This window comes from Escherichia marmotae, from assembly GCF_002900365.1.
Classification (GTDB): domain Bacteria; phylum Pseudomonadota; class Gammaproteobacteria; order Enterobacterales; family Enterobacteriaceae; genus Escherichia; species Escherichia marmotae.
The window spans coordinates 3,749,640-3,765,871 of sequence record NZ_CP025979.1 but is presented as its reverse complement, the minus strand read 5'-3'; the positions used below and the strand labels follow the sequence as shown (position 1 = coordinate 3,765,871).

Here is a 16,232-nt window from a genome sequence, read left to right as displayed (position 1 = left end):
CCGGATTATGTGGTTATGCCATTTTCTGGCGTTTTTCGTTTCGGCAGGAACAACCACAGCCCCGCCAGCATGATCAATGCATACACGCTTTTCCAGCCGACCATCGCCAGCAACAGGATGCATAGCAGTCCGCCAATCACCGCCAGTAGCCGATAACGTCCCTTCAATAATTTACAGCCAGCCAGCATGCACAGCAGATAGATCATAATAAAGATGCCGTTGGCATAAATGATGAGTGCGTCCAGATTGATCTCTAAAGTGTGAATCACCAACGTGCTCACCACGCAACAGCCGAGCACTGCATTGAGGGCATTGTTCGGGATATGGCGAGAAGAGAGGCGCGCCAGGTAGTGGTTGGGTTTATCTTGCGCCTGCGACCAGACCAGGCGGGCGAAACTCTGTATATAAATGTTGAGGCTGGCAAAGCAGGCCAGATAGCCAATCACGCAGGCAATCCACAGCGCCCCTACACCGAACAGTTGCACCACAATTTCCGGAAGCGATGCTGCTGCCGCCATTTTTTCACCGTAGGCGTCGAAGTGTAAGACGACAACCGTACACCCCCAGTAGACTAAACCTGCCAGCACCAGACCAATCATCAGAGCGCGGGGGAAATCACGCTCCGGATTTTTAAATTCTGAGGCAAGGTGAGCAAACGCCTCCAGACCGACAAAGCACCAGAACATTACCGATAACGCAGCAAATAGCCCGGAAAGTTCGATATCACCTGGCGCAGGGAAGGGGATATTCGCAGGTTTAATATCGGCCGCCCACCAGACGGCGACAATCAGCGCGACGATAAGTCCGGCAATAACCGTTTGTAGATTCGCACTGGAACTGGCACCGCGAGTACCGATATACCACACCAGCGCCAGCGTACCGAGTTCAGCCATCAACAGTTGCCAGCCATGCCAGCCAAACATCGCCTGGCCGAATCCGGCGGCAATTTGCAGCGCAGCGGGCAAGCCAACGGGAATAACTGATAAAAATAACCAGCCTGTGACTCGCTCAAGCCGCGAACCGAACGCCATGCCGACAAAATGCGCCACACCGCCCGCGCTGGGGTAGTGGCGACCCAGAATCGCAAACACGATCGCAATCGGGAAAACTAAGATTATCAGAACAGGCCAGGCCCACAGGCTATTATTGCCTGCCACCAGGGCGGCTAAGGCAGGAACGGCAAACACGCCGGTGCCTAACAATGAAGTCGATAACAGGCCGATGCCCTGGGCCAGCCCCAGTTCTTGTTTGAGTCCACTCATGGGTTGATGTCCGATTGCGCCCAAATTTTGGGCAACTGCGCAGGTTTTTGATGGTAGCACAATCAGATTCGCTTATGACGACGATGTCGAAATTGCGATGAAACGTGAGGTGAATCAGGATTTTTACCCGATTTTGTGCTGATCAGAATTTTTTTTCATTTTCCCCCTTGAAGGGGAGAGGCCTCATCCCCATTTCTCTGGTCACCAGCCGGGAAACCACGTAAGGTCCGGCGTCACCCATAACAGATACGGACTTTCTCAAAGGAGAGTTATCAATGAATATTCGTCCATTGCATGATCGCGTGATCGTCAAGCGTAAAGAAGTTGAAACTAAATCTGCTGGCGGCATCGTTCTGACCGGCTCTGCAGCGGCTAAATCTACCCGTGGCGAAGTGCTGGCTGTAGGCAATGGCCGTATCCTTGAAAATGGCGAAGTGAAGCCGCTGGACGTGAAAGTTGGCGACATCGTTATTTTCAACGATGGCTACGGTGTGAAATCTGAGAAGATCGACAATGAAGAAGTGTTGATCATGTCCGAAAGCGACATTCTGGCAATTGTTGAAGCGTAATCCGCGCACGACACTGAACATACGAATTTAAGGAATAAAGATAATGGCAGCTAAAGACGTAAAATTCGGTAACGACGCTCGTGTGAAAATGCTGCGCGGCGTAAACGTACTGGCAGATGCAGTGAAAGTTACCCTCGGTCCGAAAGGCCGTAACGTAGTTCTGGATAAATCTTTCGGTGCACCGACCATCACCAAAGATGGTGTTTCCGTTGCTCGTGAAATCGAACTGGAAGACAAGTTCGAAAATATGGGTGCGCAGATGGTGAAAGAAGTTGCCTCTAAAGCGAATGACACTGCAGGCGACGGTACTACCACCGCAACCGTACTGGCTCAGGCCATCATCACTGAAGGTCTGAAAGCTGTTGCTGCGGGCATGAACCCGATGGACCTGAAGCGTGGTATCGACAAAGCTGTTACCGCTGCAGTTGAAGAACTGAAAGCGCTGTCTGTACCGTGCTCTGACTCTAAAGCTATTGCTCAGGTTGGTACTATCTCCGCTAACTCCGACGAAACCGTAGGTAAACTGATCGCTGAAGCGATGGACAAAGTCGGTAAAGAAGGCGTTATCACCGTTGAGGACGGTACTGGTCTGCAGGACGAACTGGACGTGGTTGAAGGTATGCAGTTCGACCGTGGCTACCTGTCTCCTTACTTCATCAACAAGCCGGAAACTGGCGCAGTAGAACTGGAAAGCCCGTTCATCCTGCTGGCTGACAAGAAAATCTCCAACATCCGCGAAATGCTGCCAGTTCTGGAAGCTGTTGCAAAAGCAGGCAAACCGCTGCTGATCATCGCTGAAGATGTTGAAGGTGAAGCTCTGGCAACTCTGGTTGTTAACACCATGCGCGGCATCGTGAAAGTGGCTGCGGTTAAAGCACCGGGCTTCGGTGATCGTCGTAAAGCAATGCTCCAGGATATCGCTACTCTGACCGGTGGTACTGTAATCTCTGAAGAGATTGGTATGGAACTGGAAAAAGCAACCCTGGAAGACCTGGGCCAGGCTAAACGTGTTGTGATCAACAAAGACACCACCACCATCATCGATGGCGTGGGTGAAGAAGCTGCAATCCAGGGCCGTGTTGCTCAGATCCGTCAGCAGATTGAAGAAGCAACTTCTGACTACGACCGTGAAAAACTGCAGGAGCGCGTAGCGAAACTGGCAGGCGGCGTTGCAGTTATCAAAGTGGGTGCTGCTACCGAAGTTGAAATGAAAGAGAAAAAAGCACGCGTTGAAGACGCCCTGCACGCGACCCGTGCTGCGGTAGAAGAAGGCGTGGTTGCTGGTGGTGGTGTTGCGCTGATCCGCGTAGCGTCTAAACTGGCTGACCTGCGTGGTCAGAACGAAGAGCAGAACGTGGGTATCAAAGTTGCACTGCGTGCAATGGAAGCTCCGCTGCGTCAGATCGTACTGAACTGCGGTGAAGAGCCGTCAGTTGTTGCTAACACTGTTAAAGCTGGCGACGGCAACTACGGCTACAACGCTGCAACCGAAGAATACGGCAACATGATCGACATGGGTATCCTGGATCCAACCAAAGTAACTCGTTCTGCTCTGCAGTACGCAGCTTCTGTGGCTGGCCTGATGATCACCACCGAGTGCATGGTTACCGACCTGCCGAAAAACGATGCGGCTGACTTAGGCGCTGCTGGCGGTATGGGCGGCATGGGTGGCATGGGCGGCATGATGTAATTGCCCTGCACCTCGCAGAAATAAAGAAACCCTCAGGCAGAAATGTCTGGGGGTTTTTCTTTTAGTCATCTTTCTAGTATAAGATTCAAACACGGACGACGCGAGGGGCGTCCAGCTCATTGATTATGGGGAATAACATGCACGTAAAATACTTAGCAGGGATTGTCGGTGCCGCGCTACTGATGGCGGGTTGTAGCTCCAGTAACGAATTGAGTGCTGCCGGTCAGAGTGTTCGCATTGTGGACGAGCAACCAGGCGCAGAGTGCCAACTTATTGGTACTGCGACAGGTAAGCAAAGTAACTGGCTTTCCGGACAACACGGCGAAGAAGGCGGTTCTATGCGTGGTGCGGCAAACGATCTGCGCAATCAGGCTGCCGCAATGGGCGGTAACGTGATTTATGGTATTAGCAGCCCGTCGCAGGGGATGTTGTCCAGCTTCGTTCCGACTGATAGCCAGATTATCGGCCAGGTTTATAAGTGCCCGAACTGATGTGATTCCGAGGCTGGGTGACAAACGTATAATTGCCTGATGCGCTTCGCTTATCAGGCCTACATCAGGCATTGCAACTGATTGAATGCTTGAGAATTTATAGGCCGGATAAGGCGTTTACGCCGCATCCGGCATGATCAACGATCACGTTATCAGTCATTTCAGGCTGGATGGCTCCAGCCTCGCATTAGCAAAGATGGGATTATTTCGCTTGTGGCGCGGCTTTGCTGATGGACTGAACGCGTAGGTGATGCAGTACGCGTAAGCATTGATCCTGGGTCAGCGGTTGGGCGTTATTTGCCGCTACGGTGCGAACGTAGACCTGACACGGCACTCCAGCGAGCTTTTTCAGTCGAGGGCTGAAATCAAGCATCCGGCGGGTGATGGCCTCCACTTCTTTACCTGCTGTCGCTTCACGTGTTTTCACCACTGCGCCGCTAAATTGTTCTTTGCCACTTTCATCTTTAAAGCGATAAAGCACCGCCAGATAATGGCTAAACAAGTTTTGTTTCCATTCTGGCTGTGAATAGGTGTCATATTCCAGATTACCATTATCCTGGCAGTCGACGTCATATAATGGCAGGAAATCTAACAGCGATGTAATACGTAATGCCAGTTCACGCATTTCCGCATTATTAATTGCGTGAATGATTGCTCGCGCCAGCATTTCAATTTGCAGTTCATTGACAACTAATTCAGATTTGCTGCCGTCATGCAGAGTTAATAGGAATGTGAGATTTTCACCCTGATTATCGGTAAGTTCCAGTGTATTTACACGGCGATTAATATCAGCATTTTTAAGTTCTTCAATCTGAATTTGAGGAATATTTTCTGCCATCTTTTTCATGGCCTTATCGCGCGCTTGCTCATACTGAAGACGGTGATCAGCCTCCAGTTTATGCTTTTGATGCAGACGGCTTTCCAGCGCTATCAACAGGTCGCGCAGTTCCATCACAGACATGAAGAACAACGATTCTTTATTGCGAGGCTCTTTTATTTTCAGTGCCAGTGCAATGAAGTTATTACTCTTGCGAATAACACCAGTGTTAACACCCTTGATGCTTATGGCCATGTAGGTTCTCCCTAACCATTTCTCAATAAAATAAATAATATATAATTTATAAGCCAGGTAAATGGGCTTGGTAGTAATAGTTGTTAAAATAACATAAATAGCGGCGCTCGCTCTATATAAACAGAAAAGAAAGGTTAATTATTGATGTCAGCTATATAAATAATAAAAATAGCAAAGCATATGAATAATTAATGGTTATGCAACGGAAAAGATTAAACTTCCCTATTTAATGGCAGGTCGCTGTACGCGTGTTCGTTGCTCTTGCCGGATGCGACGTAAACGCCTTATCAGGCCTACAGTTCATTGAAAATTCAATCAGTTGCAATGCATCATGTAGGCCTGATAAGCGCAGCACATCAGGCAATTTCACATTTATCATCAGCTTCAACCTCCCTGTTGAATCAGTTATTGCTGACGTAGCTGCAAATCCAGCGGTGTTTTGCTGGGTTCTCCGCCTATCTCACGCGCCAGTTTTGGCACCAGATATCCCGACACCAGCGTCAGCAACTCACGCATAATCTGCCGTGCTTCATCATCGCTCACCATGAAATGCGCCGCGCCCTGCACTTTATCGAGCACATGCAGGTAATAGGGCATCACGCCCGCGTCAAACAACGCATTACTCAGGTTTGCCAGCGTTTGCGCGTTGTCGTTCACGCCACGTAACAGAACACTTTGGTTAAGCAGGGTGACGCCCACGCGTTTTAACTTAGCCATCGCCTGACGGAATGTTTCATCCACTTCATTGGCATGGTTAATGTGATTCACCAGCAGGATTTGCAGCGTAGAACGGGCAAAGCGCTCAACCAGCGCCTCAGTGATGCGCGCCGGGATCACAATCGGCAGACGGCTGTGAATACGCAGACGTTTGATGTGCGGGATGGCTTCCAGTTGCGTGAGCAACCAGTCCAGTTCGCGATCTTTCGCCATCAGCGGATCGCCGCCGGAGAAAATGATCTCGTCCAGTTCTGGATGTGCGGCAACATACTCAAGTGCAGTCTGCCAGTTACGCTTGTTGCCCTGATTTTCGGCATACGGGAAGTGGCGACGGAAGCAATAGCGACAATTTACCGCACAGCCACCTTTCACCAACAGTAATGCCCGGTTGTGGTATTTATGCAACAAACCAGGCACCACGCTGTGCTGTTCTTCCAGCGGGTCGGTGGAAAAACCGGGTGCAGTGATATACTCATCTTGCGAGGTAAGTACCTGACGCAAAAGTGGATCGTCAGGATTGCCTTTTTCCATGCGATCGATAAATGAGCGGGGCACGCGCAGGGCAAACAGCTTTTTGGCGCTGCGTCCGGCCAACAGTTTTTCGTCCGCGTCTATATTCAAAAGACGCAGAAGTTCATCAGGATCGGTCACAACATCGGCAAGTTGCGCTAACCAATCTTCTCTGGATGGGGTGTTTAGGGTTACAATATGCGCCATTTTGTGGCTTAGCTACCAATTAACAAATTTCAGAGGGCCTTATGGCAACGTACTATAGCAACGATTTTCGTGCTGGTCTTAAAATCATGTTGGACGGCGAACCTTACGCGGTTGAAGCAAGTGAATTTGTGAAGCCGGGTAAAGGCCAGGCATTTGCTCGCGTTAAACTGCGTCGTCTGCTGACCGGTACTCGTGTAGAAAAAACCTTTAAATCTACGGATTCCGCTGAAGGCGCTGATGTTGTCGATATGAACCTGACTTACCTGTACAACGATGGTGAGTTCTGGCACTTCATGAACAACGAAACCTTCGAACAACTGTCTGCTGATGCAAAAGCAATTGGCGACAACGCGAAATGGCTGCTGGATCAGGCAGAGTGCATCGTGACTCTGTGGAACGGCCAGCCGATTTCCGTTACTCCGCCGAACTTCGTTGAACTGGAAATCGTTGATACCGATCCAGGTTTGAAAGGTGATACCGCAGGTACTGGCGGCAAACCAGCTACCCTGTCCACTGGCGCTGTGGTTAAAGTTCCGCTGTTCGTACAGATTGGCGAAGTTATCAAAGTGGATACCCGCTCTGGTGAATACGTATCTCGCGTGAAGTAATACGGTTGTGGTGCGGCCTGCTGGCTGCACCATCACTTTTCAGGTCAGAGATGATGAAACGCCTTATCCTTCTTGTTTTGCTTGCCAGTACGCTGCTCACGGGCTGTAACACCGCTCGCGGTTTCGGTGAAGATATCAAACATCTCGGCAATTCCATTTCCCGCGCTGCCAGCTAATTTCCTCTTCACTTCCGAAAAATCATCAGATTCCCGTCATTTTTGGTGATGTTGTCTATTATTAATTTGCTATAGGCAAACACAAATAACATTACCTAAAAGGAAGATATTATGGTGAAGAAGACAATTGCAGCGATCTTTTCTGTTCTGGTGCTTTCAACAGTATTAACTGCCTGCAACACCACGCGTGGCGTTGGTGAAGACATCTCTGATGGCGGTAACGCGATTTCTGGCGCAGCGACGAAAGCGCAGCAATAAGCAATAACGGTACGACAGGTTTGTCGTGCCGTTTGTTTTTCCCGGCGGTAATCACTGCTGTAACCGTTGAAATTTCCTCTTAAATCGGCAAAATACTTCTTTCACTATCAGCTTTGCGGGACGACCCGCAAACGCATCGTTTCACCGGGGACGGCCCCATTTCTCCGGAGTATTATATGTCCTGGATTATCCTGTTTATTGCTGGTTTGCTGGAAGTCGTCTGGGCGGTAGGCCTGAAATACACCCACGGTTTTAGTCGTCTGACGCCAAGCGTAATTACCGTGACGGCGATGATTGTCAGTATGGCGTTGCTCGCCTGGGCAATGAAATCGCTACCGGTAGGTACAGCTTATGCTGTCTGGACGGGGATTGGCGCAGTCGGGGCGGCGATCACCGGTATTGTGCTGCTCGGTGAGTCTGCTAGTCCGATGCGCCTGGCGAGTCTGGCGTTAATCGTACTGGGGATAGTTGGTCTGAAACTCAGCACCCATTAACTGCCGGGTTGCTGTACCCAGATAAACTTACTGACATCAAATCCTTCCCGGGTTGCGACCGCCAGCATCTCCTGTTTAACTTCGCTAGAAATAGTTGGCGTGCGGGAGAGTATCCACAGGTAGTCGCGATCCGGGCCGCAAACCAGCGCGTGGCGATACTCCCGGTCGAGCGCAATGACGTTATAGCCGCCATAGAAAGGGCCAAAGAATGACACTTTCAGCGCTGCGCGATGCGGATCTCCGGTAAAGTACGCTTTCCCTTCGCTCTGTTGCCACATCTCCCTGTCCGGATTATAGCCTTTGTTGATGACATTCAATCCACCATCATCCCGCAGGCTATATGTCGCGGTGACTTTCTCCAGTCCGCGTTCAAAGCGGTGATCAAAACGGGCAATCTCATACCAGGTGCCAAGATAGCGCTTAGCGTCGAAATTATTCACTACGGTCACGCCACGCGGCGGCGTAGGTGAACTACAGGCAACGACAAGAAATGCCGCTGTCGCTGCGGCAACAAGAGGGAGCAGGCGCATAGATGTTTCCTTACTGGTTTTTTTCTAAGTGTAGATGACAGCAAGGAAAAGAGGAGAAAAGGCCCGTAAATTCGGGCCATCTTCGTTGTTATTGCAAAGCGTTGAGAATCTGCCAGGCGGCGGCGACTCTCACCGGGTTTGGATAGTTTTTGTTAGCCAGCATCACAATACCCAACTCTTTTTCTGGGATAAATGCGACATAGCTACCAAATCCGCCGGTCGCCCCTGTTTTATGTACCCATGATGTGCGCACAGCAGGAGCAGGGGGCGTAATCGCTTTTACTGGTCGTGCTGCCAGTGCAATTTTATTGTCGCTGCCATTAATGATGCTGTCAGGATTTACCGGCCAGTCCAGCATTTCCCAGCCCAGGCCTTGATACATATCGCCAATTTTCCAGTAGCGAGATTGCGCCAGTTGGATACCTTGCTGAAGTGTTTTGTCGTTGATATTACGAGGATCTATATTGCTTTGTAGCCAGCGGGCCATGTCTTCAATCGTCGATTTCACACCGTAAGCTTCAGCATCTAACGCCCCTGGCGAAACATGCACCGCCTTACCTTCGCGATATCCCCAGGCGTAATTCTTTTCTTCTGCAGGCGGCACATTAATCCACGTATGGGTGAGTTTGAGTGGCTGGAAGACACGGGTATCCATTGCCTGTTCAAAGCTCAAACCAGACGGCTTCACAGCTAGCGAGCCGAATAAACCGATACTGGAGTTGGCATACAGACGTTGTGTTCCTGGCGTCCAGTCAGGCTGCCAGTTTTGATAGAAGCGCAGCAAGTCGCTTGAGGATTTAACGTCATCCGGCACTTGCAATGGCAGGCCGCCAGCGGTGTAGGTTGCGAGATGTAATAGCGTGATCCCGTTCCACTGTTTAGCGGTAAGTTCAGGCCAGTATTTTGTGACGGGATCGCTTAGATTTATTTCCCCTCGAGCAATAGTGTCGCCACCAAGTACGCCCGTAAATGTTTTGCTGACCGAGCCTAACTCAAACAACGTTTGTTGCGTGACGGGCTGCTTTTTATCTACGTCCGCATAGCCCCAGGTAAAGTAATAAGGTTTGCCCTGATAAATCACTGCAACGGCCATGCCCGGGATTTTTTGTTGTTCTATAAGCGGAGTCATTGTGCGATGCACAATATCGTTGAGCTGTTGGGGGGCGGCAAGTGCGGAGCAAGAGGCGGTAATCAGTAAGGCGCAGAGCGTCATTTTGAGCATAAGGTCTGGTTCCCATACAAAACGGCCCGCCATAGGCGGGCCGGATTTACATTGGCGATGCGTTAGATTGTAACGACACCAATCAGCGTGACAACTGTCAGGATAGCAGCCAGACCGTAGAAAACCCATTTGCCCGCAGGCACGTGGATTTTCAGATCGTGCATCGCGTGGTGCATACGGTGTAAACCACACCACAGCGGCAGAACGATCATCAGGAACAGGAATACGCGACCAATGAAGCTCTGCGCGAACGCCAGAACGCGTTCGTAGCTCAGAGCATCACCCGGAAACAGTCCCAGCGGCAGCATAATGCCGACCAGCAGGATCATTACCGGTGCAATGATTGCGCTCCACATACCACCGGCCCCGAAAAGGCCCCAGAATACCGGTTCGTCAGAACGCTTTGGATTTGGATTAATCATCTCAGGCTCCTTACCAGTACAGGGCTACAAACAGGATTACGATGGTGGCAACCACGGTTACCGCCCAGAGACTTTTGATAATTGGCTCTGGTCCCATTTTTTCGTCTTTTACAATGATATTGGCCGCTTTCGGTGCCAGTTCAAACCAGGTTTTGGTGTGCAGCAGAGCTGCCGCCAGAGTGATCAGGTTAATGATCACGATAACCGGGTTTTGTAAAAAGTCGACGAATCCCGCCCAGGCTTCCGGGCCATTTTTCAGGGCAAACAGCCCGAAAATCAGTTCAATGCTGAACCACACAGCCGGAACCGCCGTGCCTTCGCGCAGCATGTAAAAGCGATAAAACGGCAATTTTTTCCACCAGGTGGACGTCATTGGCCGTACATACGGTTTACGTTTAGTCGTCATGTTGCACTCCTTAGCGTGGTTTCAGGGTCGCGATAAGAAAGTCTTTCGAACTTTCTACTTTGCCCTGCTGAATGGCCGCAGCCGGATCGACGTGTTTCGGGCAGACTTCGGAGCAGTAGCCCACGAAAGTACAGCTCCATACGCCGTTCTGGCTGTTCAACTGCGCCATACGCTCCTTCTTACCGTGGTCGCGGCTATCTTCGTTATAACGATGCGCCAGCGTAATGGCAGCCGGACCGATGAACTCTGGGTTCAGGCCAAACTGCGGGCACGCGGCGTAGCACAGACCACAGTTGATGCAACCGGAGAACTGATGATACTTCGCCATCTGCGCCGGGGTCTGGATGTTAGTACCCTGATCCGCGGTGCGGGAGTTGCCAATGATGTATGGTTTGATCGCTTCCAGACTTTCGATGAAGTGGGTCATATCGACGACCAGATCGCGTTCGATCGGGAAGTTAGCTAGCGCTTCAACCTTCATACCGTCGGTGTAGTCACGCAGGAAGGTTTTACATGCCAGTTTCGGCACGTTGTTGACCATCATGCCGCAGGAACCACAAATCGCCATACGGCAGGACCAGCGGTAGCTCAGATCCGGTGCCAGGTTGTCTTTGATATAGCCCAGCGCATCCAGTAATGAGGTGGTTGCGTCATAAGGCACTTCATAAAATGCGCTATGCGGTGCGGTATCGACTTCCGGGTTATAGCGCACCACCTCGATTTTCAGGTTCTTCATCTCAGCCATTCGCCTTCTCCTTCTTATTGGCTGCTTCCGCCTTATCGGCTGCATCCGCTTCGCCACCGTAAACGCGTTTAGCTGGCGGCAGCGTAGTAATCTTCACGTCGCTGTACTCCAGGCGAGTAGTGCCATCAGCATCGCGGAAGGCGAGGGTGTGTTTGAGGAAGTTGACGTCGTCACGCTCGGTGCAACCTTCGTCCAGACGCTGGTGCGCGCCGCGAGACTCTTTACGCGCCATTGCGGAGTGCGCCATACATTCGGCAACGTTCAGACCGTGGCCCAGCTCGATGGTGTAGAGCAGGTCGGTGTTGAACACGCTGGAGGTGTCGGTGATGCGCACGCGCTTGAAGCGTTCTTGCAGCTCCGCCAGTTTGTCGATGGTTTTCTGCATCAGTTCCGGCGTACGGTAGATACCGCAGCCTTCTTCCATGGCCATGCCCATTTCGTCGCGGATCTTCGCCCAGTTTTCGCCGCCGTCCTGGTTAACCAGATCTTTCAGACGCTGTTCAACGGCAGTAGCCTGTGCATTGATTGCCGCATCGTTGCCATTACCAGCGGTAGATGCGCGCTCCATAGCTTGCTCACCGGCCAGACGACCGAAGACCACCAGTTCTGCCAGTGAGTTGGATCCCAGACGGTTTGCACCGTGCAGACCTACAGAGGAACATTCACCGACGGCGAACAGACCCTTAATACGGGTTTCGCAGTTCTGATCGGTTTCGATACCGCCCATGGTGTAGTGCGCGGTCGGACGTACCGGAATCGGTTCTTTAACCGGATCGACGCCAACGTATGCTTTTGCCAGTTCGCAGATAAACGGCAGACGTTCGTGCAGTTTTTTCTCACCCAGGTGACGCAGGTCGAGGTATACCACATCGCCGCGTGGTGTGGAGATGGTGTTGCCTTTACGCCATTCGTGCCAGAAGGCCTGAGAAACTTTGTCGCGCGGACCCAGTTCCATATATTTGTTTTTCGGCTCGCCCAGCGGAGTTTCCGGGCCCATGCCGTAATCTTGCAGATAACGGTAGCCATTTTTGTTGACCAGAATACCGCCTTCACCGCGGCAACCTTCGGTCATCAGGATACCGGAACCCGGCAGACCGGTCGGGTGATATTGAACGAATTCCATGTCACGCAGCGGAACGCCGTGGCTCAGTGCCATGCCCATACCGTCGCCAGTAACAATGCCGCCGTTGGTGTTGTAGCGATATACGCGACCCGCGCCGCCGGTAGCCATAACCACCGCATTAGCACGGATTTGCACCAGCGTACCTTCCATCATGTTCATTGCCACCAGGCCGCGAACGTGACCATCATCGACCAGAATATCCAGCACGAAGTGTTCATCAAAACGCTGGATCTGCGGGAATTGCAGAGAGGTCTGGAACAGCGTGTGCAGCATATGGAAGCCTGTCTTATCGGCGGCGAACCAGGTACGCTCGATTTTCATACCGCCGAAGCGACGTACGTTGACGCTACCATCCGGGCGACGGCTCCATGGGCATCCCCACAGTTCCAGTTGAGTCATTTCAGTTGGGCAGTGGTGGACGAAATAATCCACGACATCCTGCTCACACAACCAGTCGCCACCCGCTACTGTATCGTGAAAGTGATATTCGAAGCTGTCATGATCCTGCGCGACAGCGGCGGAGCCCCCTTCTGCGGCAACGGTATGGCTGCGCATCGGGTATACTTTTGAGATTAGTGCGATTTTTGCATTTGGATTTGCCTGCGCGGCAGCAATTGCAGCACGTAATCCCGCGCCACCGGCACCTACAATGGCAAGATCGGCTTGAAAGGTTTGCACGACATTCCTCCAGATTGTTTTTATCCCGCAGCACCGTACTTCAGGGTAAGTGTCTGAAAGCTACGGTCTGCGAACGCTATTCCACTGCTCCTTTATAGGTACAACAGTATAGTCTGATGGATAAGTCTGAAATTTGACGAGATCGATTTTTTTAGCGTGCCGGGAGGCTAAATTATCACTGAAGATGATTAATTTAATTACTAAACCATCATATTGCGGTTTTTTTAGTCACTGCCCACCGTTGATTGATTTCTGCGTAAAATTTGTCTCGCCGTCGCGTTGCGAGTAGACTTCGTGCCCTTGTCAAAAACTGGAGATTTTACTATGAGCGAAACGGCATCCTGGCAGCCGAGCGCATCCATTCCTAACTTATTAAAACGCGCGGCGATTATGGCGGAGATCCGTCGTTTCTTTGCCGATCGTGGAGTGCTGGAGGTGGAGACGCCTTGTATGAGCCAGGCGACGGTAACCGATATTCATTTGGTCCCGTTTGAGACACGTTTCGTAGGCCCCGGGCACTCGCAGGGGATGAATCTCTGGTTAATGACCAGCCCGGAATACCACATGAAACGCCTGCTGGTTGCCGGTTGTGGTCCGGTATTCCAGTTGTGCCGCAGCTTCCGTAATGAAGAGATGGGACGTTATCACAACCCTGAGTTCACTATGCTGGAGTGGTATCGACCGCATTATGATATGTATCGGTTGATGAATGAGGTGGACGACCTCTTGCAACAGGTGCTGGACTGCCCGGCGGCAGAAAGCCTTTCTTATCAACAAGCTTTCTTGCGTTATCTGGAAATAGACCCGCTTTCTGCTGACAAAACGCAACTGCGAGAAGTCGCGGCGAAACTGGACTTGAGTAACGTTGCAGACACCGAAGAAGACCGCGACACGTTGCTGCAACTGCTGTTTACCTTTGGCGTGGAACCGAACATTGGTAAAGAAAAACCAACGTTTGTGTACCATTTCCCGGCCAGCCAGGCATCACTGGCACAAATTAGTACGGAAGATCATCGGGTCGCGGAACGCTTCGAGGTCTACTACAAAGGTATTGAGCTGGCGAATGGTTTCCATGAATTGACGGACGCTCGTGAACAGCAACAACGCTTTGAGCAGGATAACCGTAAACGTGCGGCGCGTGGTTTACCACAACATCCTATCGACCAGAACCTGATTGACGCCCTGGAAGTTGGTATGCCTGACTGTTCCGGCGTGGCGTTAGGTGTTGACCGCCTGGTGATGCTGGCATTGGGCGCTGAGACACTGGCGGAAGTCATTGCCTTTAGTGTCGACCGGGCATAATTCTGAAAAGCTAGCTCAATCGCAACACAGAATGGCGTAGCTGACGCCATTCTGTAGCAGATGTTTTCATTTTTCCGCTAAAGCGCACAATTTAAGACTGGATGTTTGCTATCATCCAGGTATCAATTCTGTATTAGTTTTATTGTTGCCTGCCAATCGGTGGGTAGTGCAGTTAATTGGCGCGTTTAATATATGCGCTGAAATGAAGGATGATTCCATGCCTCACACGATAAAAAAGATGAGTCTAATTGGGCTCATATTGATGATCTTTACTTCAGTATTCGGTTTTGCGAATAGCCCATCGGCTTATTATTTAATGGGTTATAGTGCGATTCCATTTTATATATTTTCTGCATTATTATTCTTTATTCCATTCGCCTTAATGATGGCTGAAATGGGGGCGGCCTATCGCAAAGAAGAGGGCGGTATCTATTCCTGGATGAATAATAGCGTTGGGCCACGTTTTGCTTTCATCGGCACCTTTATGTGGTTTTCCTCTTATATCATCTGGATGGTGAGTACTTCCGCTAAAGTTTGGGTGCCGTTCTCAACATTCCTCTATGGTAGCGACATGACTCAGCACTGGAGTATTGCCGGGCTGGAGCCTACGCAGGTTGTTGGTCTGTTGGCTGTCGCATGGATGGTTCTGGTTACCGTCGTCGCCTCAAAAGGGATTAATAAAATAGCCCGTATTACTGCGGTAGGTGGTATAGCAGTAATGTGTCTTAATTTAGTATTACTGTTAGTGAGCGTTGCTATTTTGTTATTAAATGGTGGTCATTTCGCACAGGATATTAATTTTGTGGTATCTCCAAATCCGGGATATCAGTCCGGTCTGGCGATGTTATCTTTTGTCGTATTTGCTATTTTCGCTTACGGTGGAATTGAAGCTGTTGGCGGTCTGGTTGATAAAACGGAAAATCCTGAAAAGAATTTTGCTAAAGGTATTGTTTTTGCCGCTATTGTTATTTCGATTGGTTATTCCCTGGCAATATTCTTATGGGGCGTCAGCACTAACTGGCAGCAGGTATTAAGTAATGGTTCGGTTAACCTTGGCAATATTACTTATGTACTGATGAAGAGCCTTGGGATGACGCTGGGTAATGCACTGCATTTGTCGCCCGAAGCATCATTGTCGCTGGGGGTATGGTTTGCGCGTATTACCGGACTTTCGATGTTCCTCGCTTACACGGGGGCGTTCTTTACGCTTTGCTACTCGCCGTTGAAAGCAATCATCCAGGGGACGCCGAAAGCATTGTGGCCGGAACCAATGACGCGTCTGAACGCGATGGGAATGCCGTCTATTGCGATGTGGATGCAGTGCGGGTTGGTTACTGTCTTCATCCTGCTGGTTTCGTTTGGCGGCGGCACCGCATCGGCGTTCTTTAACAAGCTGACGCTGATGGCGAATGTCTCCATGACCATTCCGTATCTGTTCCTTGCCCTGGCATTCCCGTTCTTTAAAGCGCGTCAGGATCTCGACAGACCGTTTGTTATTTTCAAAACGCACATGTCAGCAATGATTGCCACAGTGGTTGTCGTATTGGTGGTGACGTTTGCTAACGTCTTTACCATCATCCAGCCAGTAGTCGAAGCCGGAGACTGGGATAGCACATTGTGGATGATTGGCGGCCCTGTCTTCTTCTCGCTGTTAGCAATGGCGATTTACCAGAACTATTGCGGCCGCATGGCGAATAAGCCTGAGTTAACCTTAGATTGATTGTATGCAATAACAACTCATCGCCAGCCC

18 protein-coding genes are annotated in these 16,232 nt (G+C 50.7%); 9 read left to right on the top strand and 9 right to left on the bottom strand.

The genetic code is table 11. The features are described 5' to 3' along the window. Positions 1 to 5: 5 nt before the first annotated feature. Positions 6 to 1,262, bottom strand: coding sequence for an L-methionine/branched-chain amino acid transporter (yjeH, locus tag C1192_RS19285; protein ID WP_000015807.1), 1,257 nt, complete (start codon positions 1,260 to 1,262; stop codon positions 6 to 8). Positions 1,263 to 1,537: 275 nt separating this feature from the next. Here yjeH and C1192_RS19280 point away from each other — a divergent pair, with 275 nt between their 5' ends. The 3 genes from C1192_RS19280 (at position 1,538) to C1192_RS19270 (ending at position 4,012) form a co-directional block, all read left to right on the top strand. Next, on the top strand, positions 1,538 to 1,831 hold the full coding sequence (locus C1192_RS19280; protein WP_001026276.1) for a co-chaperone GroES: 294 nt from the start codon (positions 1,538 to 1,540) through the stop codon (positions 1,829 to 1,831). 43 nt (positions 1,832 to 1,874) lie between these two features. Next, positions 1,875 to 3,521, top strand: a complete 1,647-nt coding sequence (gene groL / locus C1192_RS19275) for a chaperonin GroEL (RefSeq protein ID WP_000729132.1) — start codon at positions 1,875 to 1,877, stop codon at positions 3,519 to 3,521. Between the two features lie 137 nt (positions 3,522 to 3,658). Further along, positions 3,659 to 4,012, top strand: coding sequence for a DUF4156 domain-containing protein (locus tag C1192_RS19270; protein WP_000558209.1), 354 nt, complete (start codon positions 3,659 to 3,661; stop codon positions 4,010 to 4,012). A gap of 202 nt (positions 4,013 to 4,214) precedes the next feature. Here the strand turns inward: C1192_RS19270 and C1192_RS19265 are convergent, their stop codons facing one another. Next, positions 4,215 to 5,084, bottom strand: coding sequence for a YjeJ family protein (locus C1192_RS19265; RefSeq protein WP_038355155.1), 870 nt, complete (start codon positions 5,082 to 5,084; stop codon positions 4,215 to 4,217). Positions 5,085 to 5,489: 405 nt separating this feature from the next. Further along, on the bottom strand, positions 5,490 to 6,518 hold the full coding sequence (epmB, locus tag C1192_RS19260) for an EF-P beta-lysylation protein EpmB (protein WP_016262795.1): 1,029 nt from the start codon (positions 6,516 to 6,518) through the stop codon (positions 5,490 to 5,492). Between the two features lie 41 nt (positions 6,519 to 6,559). On the opposite strand from epmB, the gene efp reads away from it, so the two are divergent. From efp to sugE, 4 genes are all read left to right on the top strand, one after another. Further along, positions 6,560 to 7,126, top strand: a complete 567-nt coding sequence (efp, locus tag C1192_RS19255; RefSeq protein ID WP_000257278.1) for an elongation factor P — start codon at positions 6,560 to 6,562, stop codon at positions 7,124 to 7,126. A 50-nt stretch (positions 7,127 to 7,176) separates the two neighbouring features. Further along, positions 7,177 to 7,302 carry a lipoprotein antitoxin entericidin A gene (gene ecnA, locus C1192_RS19250; RefSeq protein WP_000977753.1) on the top strand — a complete coding sequence of 42 codons (126 nt, stop codon included), beginning with the start codon at positions 7,177 to 7,179 and terminating at the stop codon, positions 7,300 to 7,302. A 111-nt stretch (positions 7,303 to 7,413) separates the two neighbouring features. Next, positions 7,414 to 7,560 (top strand): lipoprotein toxin entericidin B, encoded by a 147-nt coding sequence (gene ecnB / locus C1192_RS19245; protein WP_000239596.1) that lies wholly within the window; start codon positions 7,414 to 7,416, stop codon positions 7,558 to 7,560. 176 nt (positions 7,561 to 7,736) lie between these two features. Then, the gene (sugE, locus tag C1192_RS19240; RefSeq protein WP_000118465.1) at positions 7,737 to 8,054 is read left to right on the top strand and encodes a quaternary ammonium compound efflux SMR transporter SugE; all 318 of its coding nucleotides are present in this window, start codon (positions 7,737 to 7,739) and stop codon (positions 8,052 to 8,054) included. On the opposite strand, the gene blc is transcribed toward sugE, so the two are convergent. From blc to frdA, 6 genes are all read right to left on the bottom strand, one after another. After that, the gene (blc, locus tag C1192_RS19235; RefSeq protein WP_001238372.1) at positions 8,051 to 8,584 is read right to left on the bottom strand and encodes a lipocalin Blc; all 534 of its coding nucleotides are present in this window, start codon (positions 8,582 to 8,584) and stop codon (positions 8,051 to 8,053) included. The genes sugE and blc overlap by 4 nt on opposite strands. 88 nt (positions 8,585 to 8,672) lie before the next feature. Next, positions 8,673 to 9,806 carry a BlaEC family class C beta-lactamase gene (locus C1192_RS19230; protein ID WP_038355166.1) on the bottom strand — a complete coding sequence of 378 codons (1,134 nt, stop codon included), beginning with the start codon at positions 9,804 to 9,806 and terminating at the stop codon, positions 8,673 to 8,675. A gap of 62 nt (positions 9,807 to 9,868) precedes the next feature. Then, positions 9,869 to 10,228: a fumarate reductase subunit FrdD gene (gene frdD, locus C1192_RS19225; RefSeq protein WP_000609664.1), complete on the bottom strand. Its 360-nt coding sequence runs from the start codon at positions 10,226 to 10,228 to the stop codon at positions 9,869 to 9,871. A 10-nt stretch (positions 10,229 to 10,238) separates the two neighbouring features. Further along, positions 10,239 to 10,634, bottom strand: coding sequence for a fumarate reductase subunit FrdC (gene frdC / locus C1192_RS19220; protein WP_000208757.1), 396 nt, complete (start codon positions 10,632 to 10,634; stop codon positions 10,239 to 10,241). 10 nt (positions 10,635 to 10,644) lie between these two features. Beyond that, positions 10,645 to 11,379 (bottom strand): fumarate reductase iron-sulfur protein, encoded by a 735-nt coding sequence (gene frdB, locus C1192_RS19215; RefSeq protein ID WP_000829498.1) that lies wholly within the window; start codon positions 11,377 to 11,379, stop codon positions 10,645 to 10,647. After that, positions 11,372 to 13,180 carry a fumarate reductase (quinol) flavoprotein subunit gene (gene frdA / locus C1192_RS19210; RefSeq protein ID WP_001517616.1) on the bottom strand — a complete coding sequence of 603 codons (1,809 nt, stop codon included), beginning with the start codon at positions 13,178 to 13,180 and terminating at the stop codon, positions 11,372 to 11,374. Before frdA ends, frdB begins: the two co-directional genes overlap by 8 nt. 324 nt (positions 13,181 to 13,504) lie before the next feature. On the opposite strand from frdA, the gene epmA reads away from it, so the two are divergent. Together epmA and yjeM are read left to right on the top strand one after the other, a co-directional pair. Further along, entirely contained in the window at positions 13,505 to 14,482 is a 978-nt protein-coding gene (gene epmA, locus C1192_RS19205) for an elongation factor P--(R)-beta-lysine ligase (RefSeq protein WP_000004769.1), read from the top strand. Positions 14,483 to 14,699: 217 nt separating this feature from the next. Continuing rightward, positions 14,700 to 16,202 carry a glutamate/gamma-aminobutyrate family transporter YjeM gene (gene yjeM, locus C1192_RS19200; protein WP_016262797.1) on the top strand — a complete coding sequence of 501 codons (1,503 nt, stop codon included), beginning with the start codon at positions 14,700 to 14,702 and terminating at the stop codon, positions 16,200 to 16,202. The last annotated feature ends 30 nt before the right edge of the window (positions 16,203 to 16,232 follow it).

Bases quoted from the DNA above. Each gene is read 5' to 3' on its own strand.
- yjeH (WP_000015807.1), bottom strand. From the start codon at position 1,262: ATGAGTGGACTCAAACAAGAACTGGGGCTGGCCCAGGGCATCGGCCTG.
- C1192_RS19280 (WP_001026276.1), top strand. From the start codon at position 1,538: ATGAATATTCGTCCATTGCATGATCGCGTGATCGTCAAGCGTAAAGAA.
- groL (WP_000729132.1), top strand. From the start codon at position 1,875: ATGGCAGCTAAAGACGTAAAATTCGGTAACGACGCTCGTGTGAAAATG.
- C1192_RS19270 (WP_000558209.1), top strand. From the start codon at position 3,659: ATGCACGTAAAATACTTAGCAGGGATTGTCGGTGCCGCGCTACTGATG.
- C1192_RS19265 (WP_038355155.1), bottom strand. From the start codon at position 5,084: ATGGCCATAAGCATCAAGGGTGTTAACACTGGTGTTATTCGCAAGAGT.
- epmB (WP_016262795.1), bottom strand. From the start codon at position 6,518: ATGGCGCATATTGTAACCCTAAACACCCCATCCAGAGAAGATTGGTTA.
- efp (WP_000257278.1), top strand. From the start codon at position 6,560: ATGGCAACGTACTATAGCAACGATTTTCGTGCTGGTCTTAAAATCATG.
- ecnA (WP_000977753.1), top strand. From the start codon at position 7,177: ATGATGAAACGCCTTATCCTTCTTGTTTTGCTTGCCAGTACGCTGCTC.
- ecnB (WP_000239596.1), top strand. From the start codon at position 7,414: ATGGTGAAGAAGACAATTGCAGCGATCTTTTCTGTTCTGGTGCTTTCA.
- sugE (WP_000118465.1), top strand. From the start codon at position 7,737: ATGTCCTGGATTATCCTGTTTATTGCTGGTTTGCTGGAAGTCGTCTGG.
- blc (WP_001238372.1), bottom strand. From the start codon at position 8,584: ATGCGCCTGCTCCCTCTTGTTGCCGCAGCGACAGCGGCATTTCTTGTC.
- C1192_RS19230 (WP_038355166.1), bottom strand. From the start codon at position 9,806: ATGCTCAAAATGACGCTCTGCGCCTTACTGATTACCGCCTCTTGCTCC.
- frdD (WP_000609664.1), bottom strand. From the start codon at position 10,228: ATGATTAATCCAAATCCAAAGCGTTCTGACGAACCGGTATTCTGGGGC.
- frdC (WP_000208757.1), bottom strand. From the start codon at position 10,634: ATGACGACTAAACGTAAACCGTATGTACGGCCAATGACGTCCACCTGG.
- frdB (WP_000829498.1), bottom strand. From the start codon at position 11,379: ATGGCTGAGATGAAGAACCTGAAAATCGAGGTGGTGCGCTATAACCCG.
- epmA (WP_000004769.1), top strand. From the start codon at position 13,505: ATGAGCGAAACGGCATCCTGGCAGCCGAGCGCATCCATTCCTAACTTA.
- yjeM (WP_016262797.1), top strand. From the start codon at position 14,700: ATGCCTCACACGATAAAAAAGATGAGTCTAATTGGGCTCATATTGATG.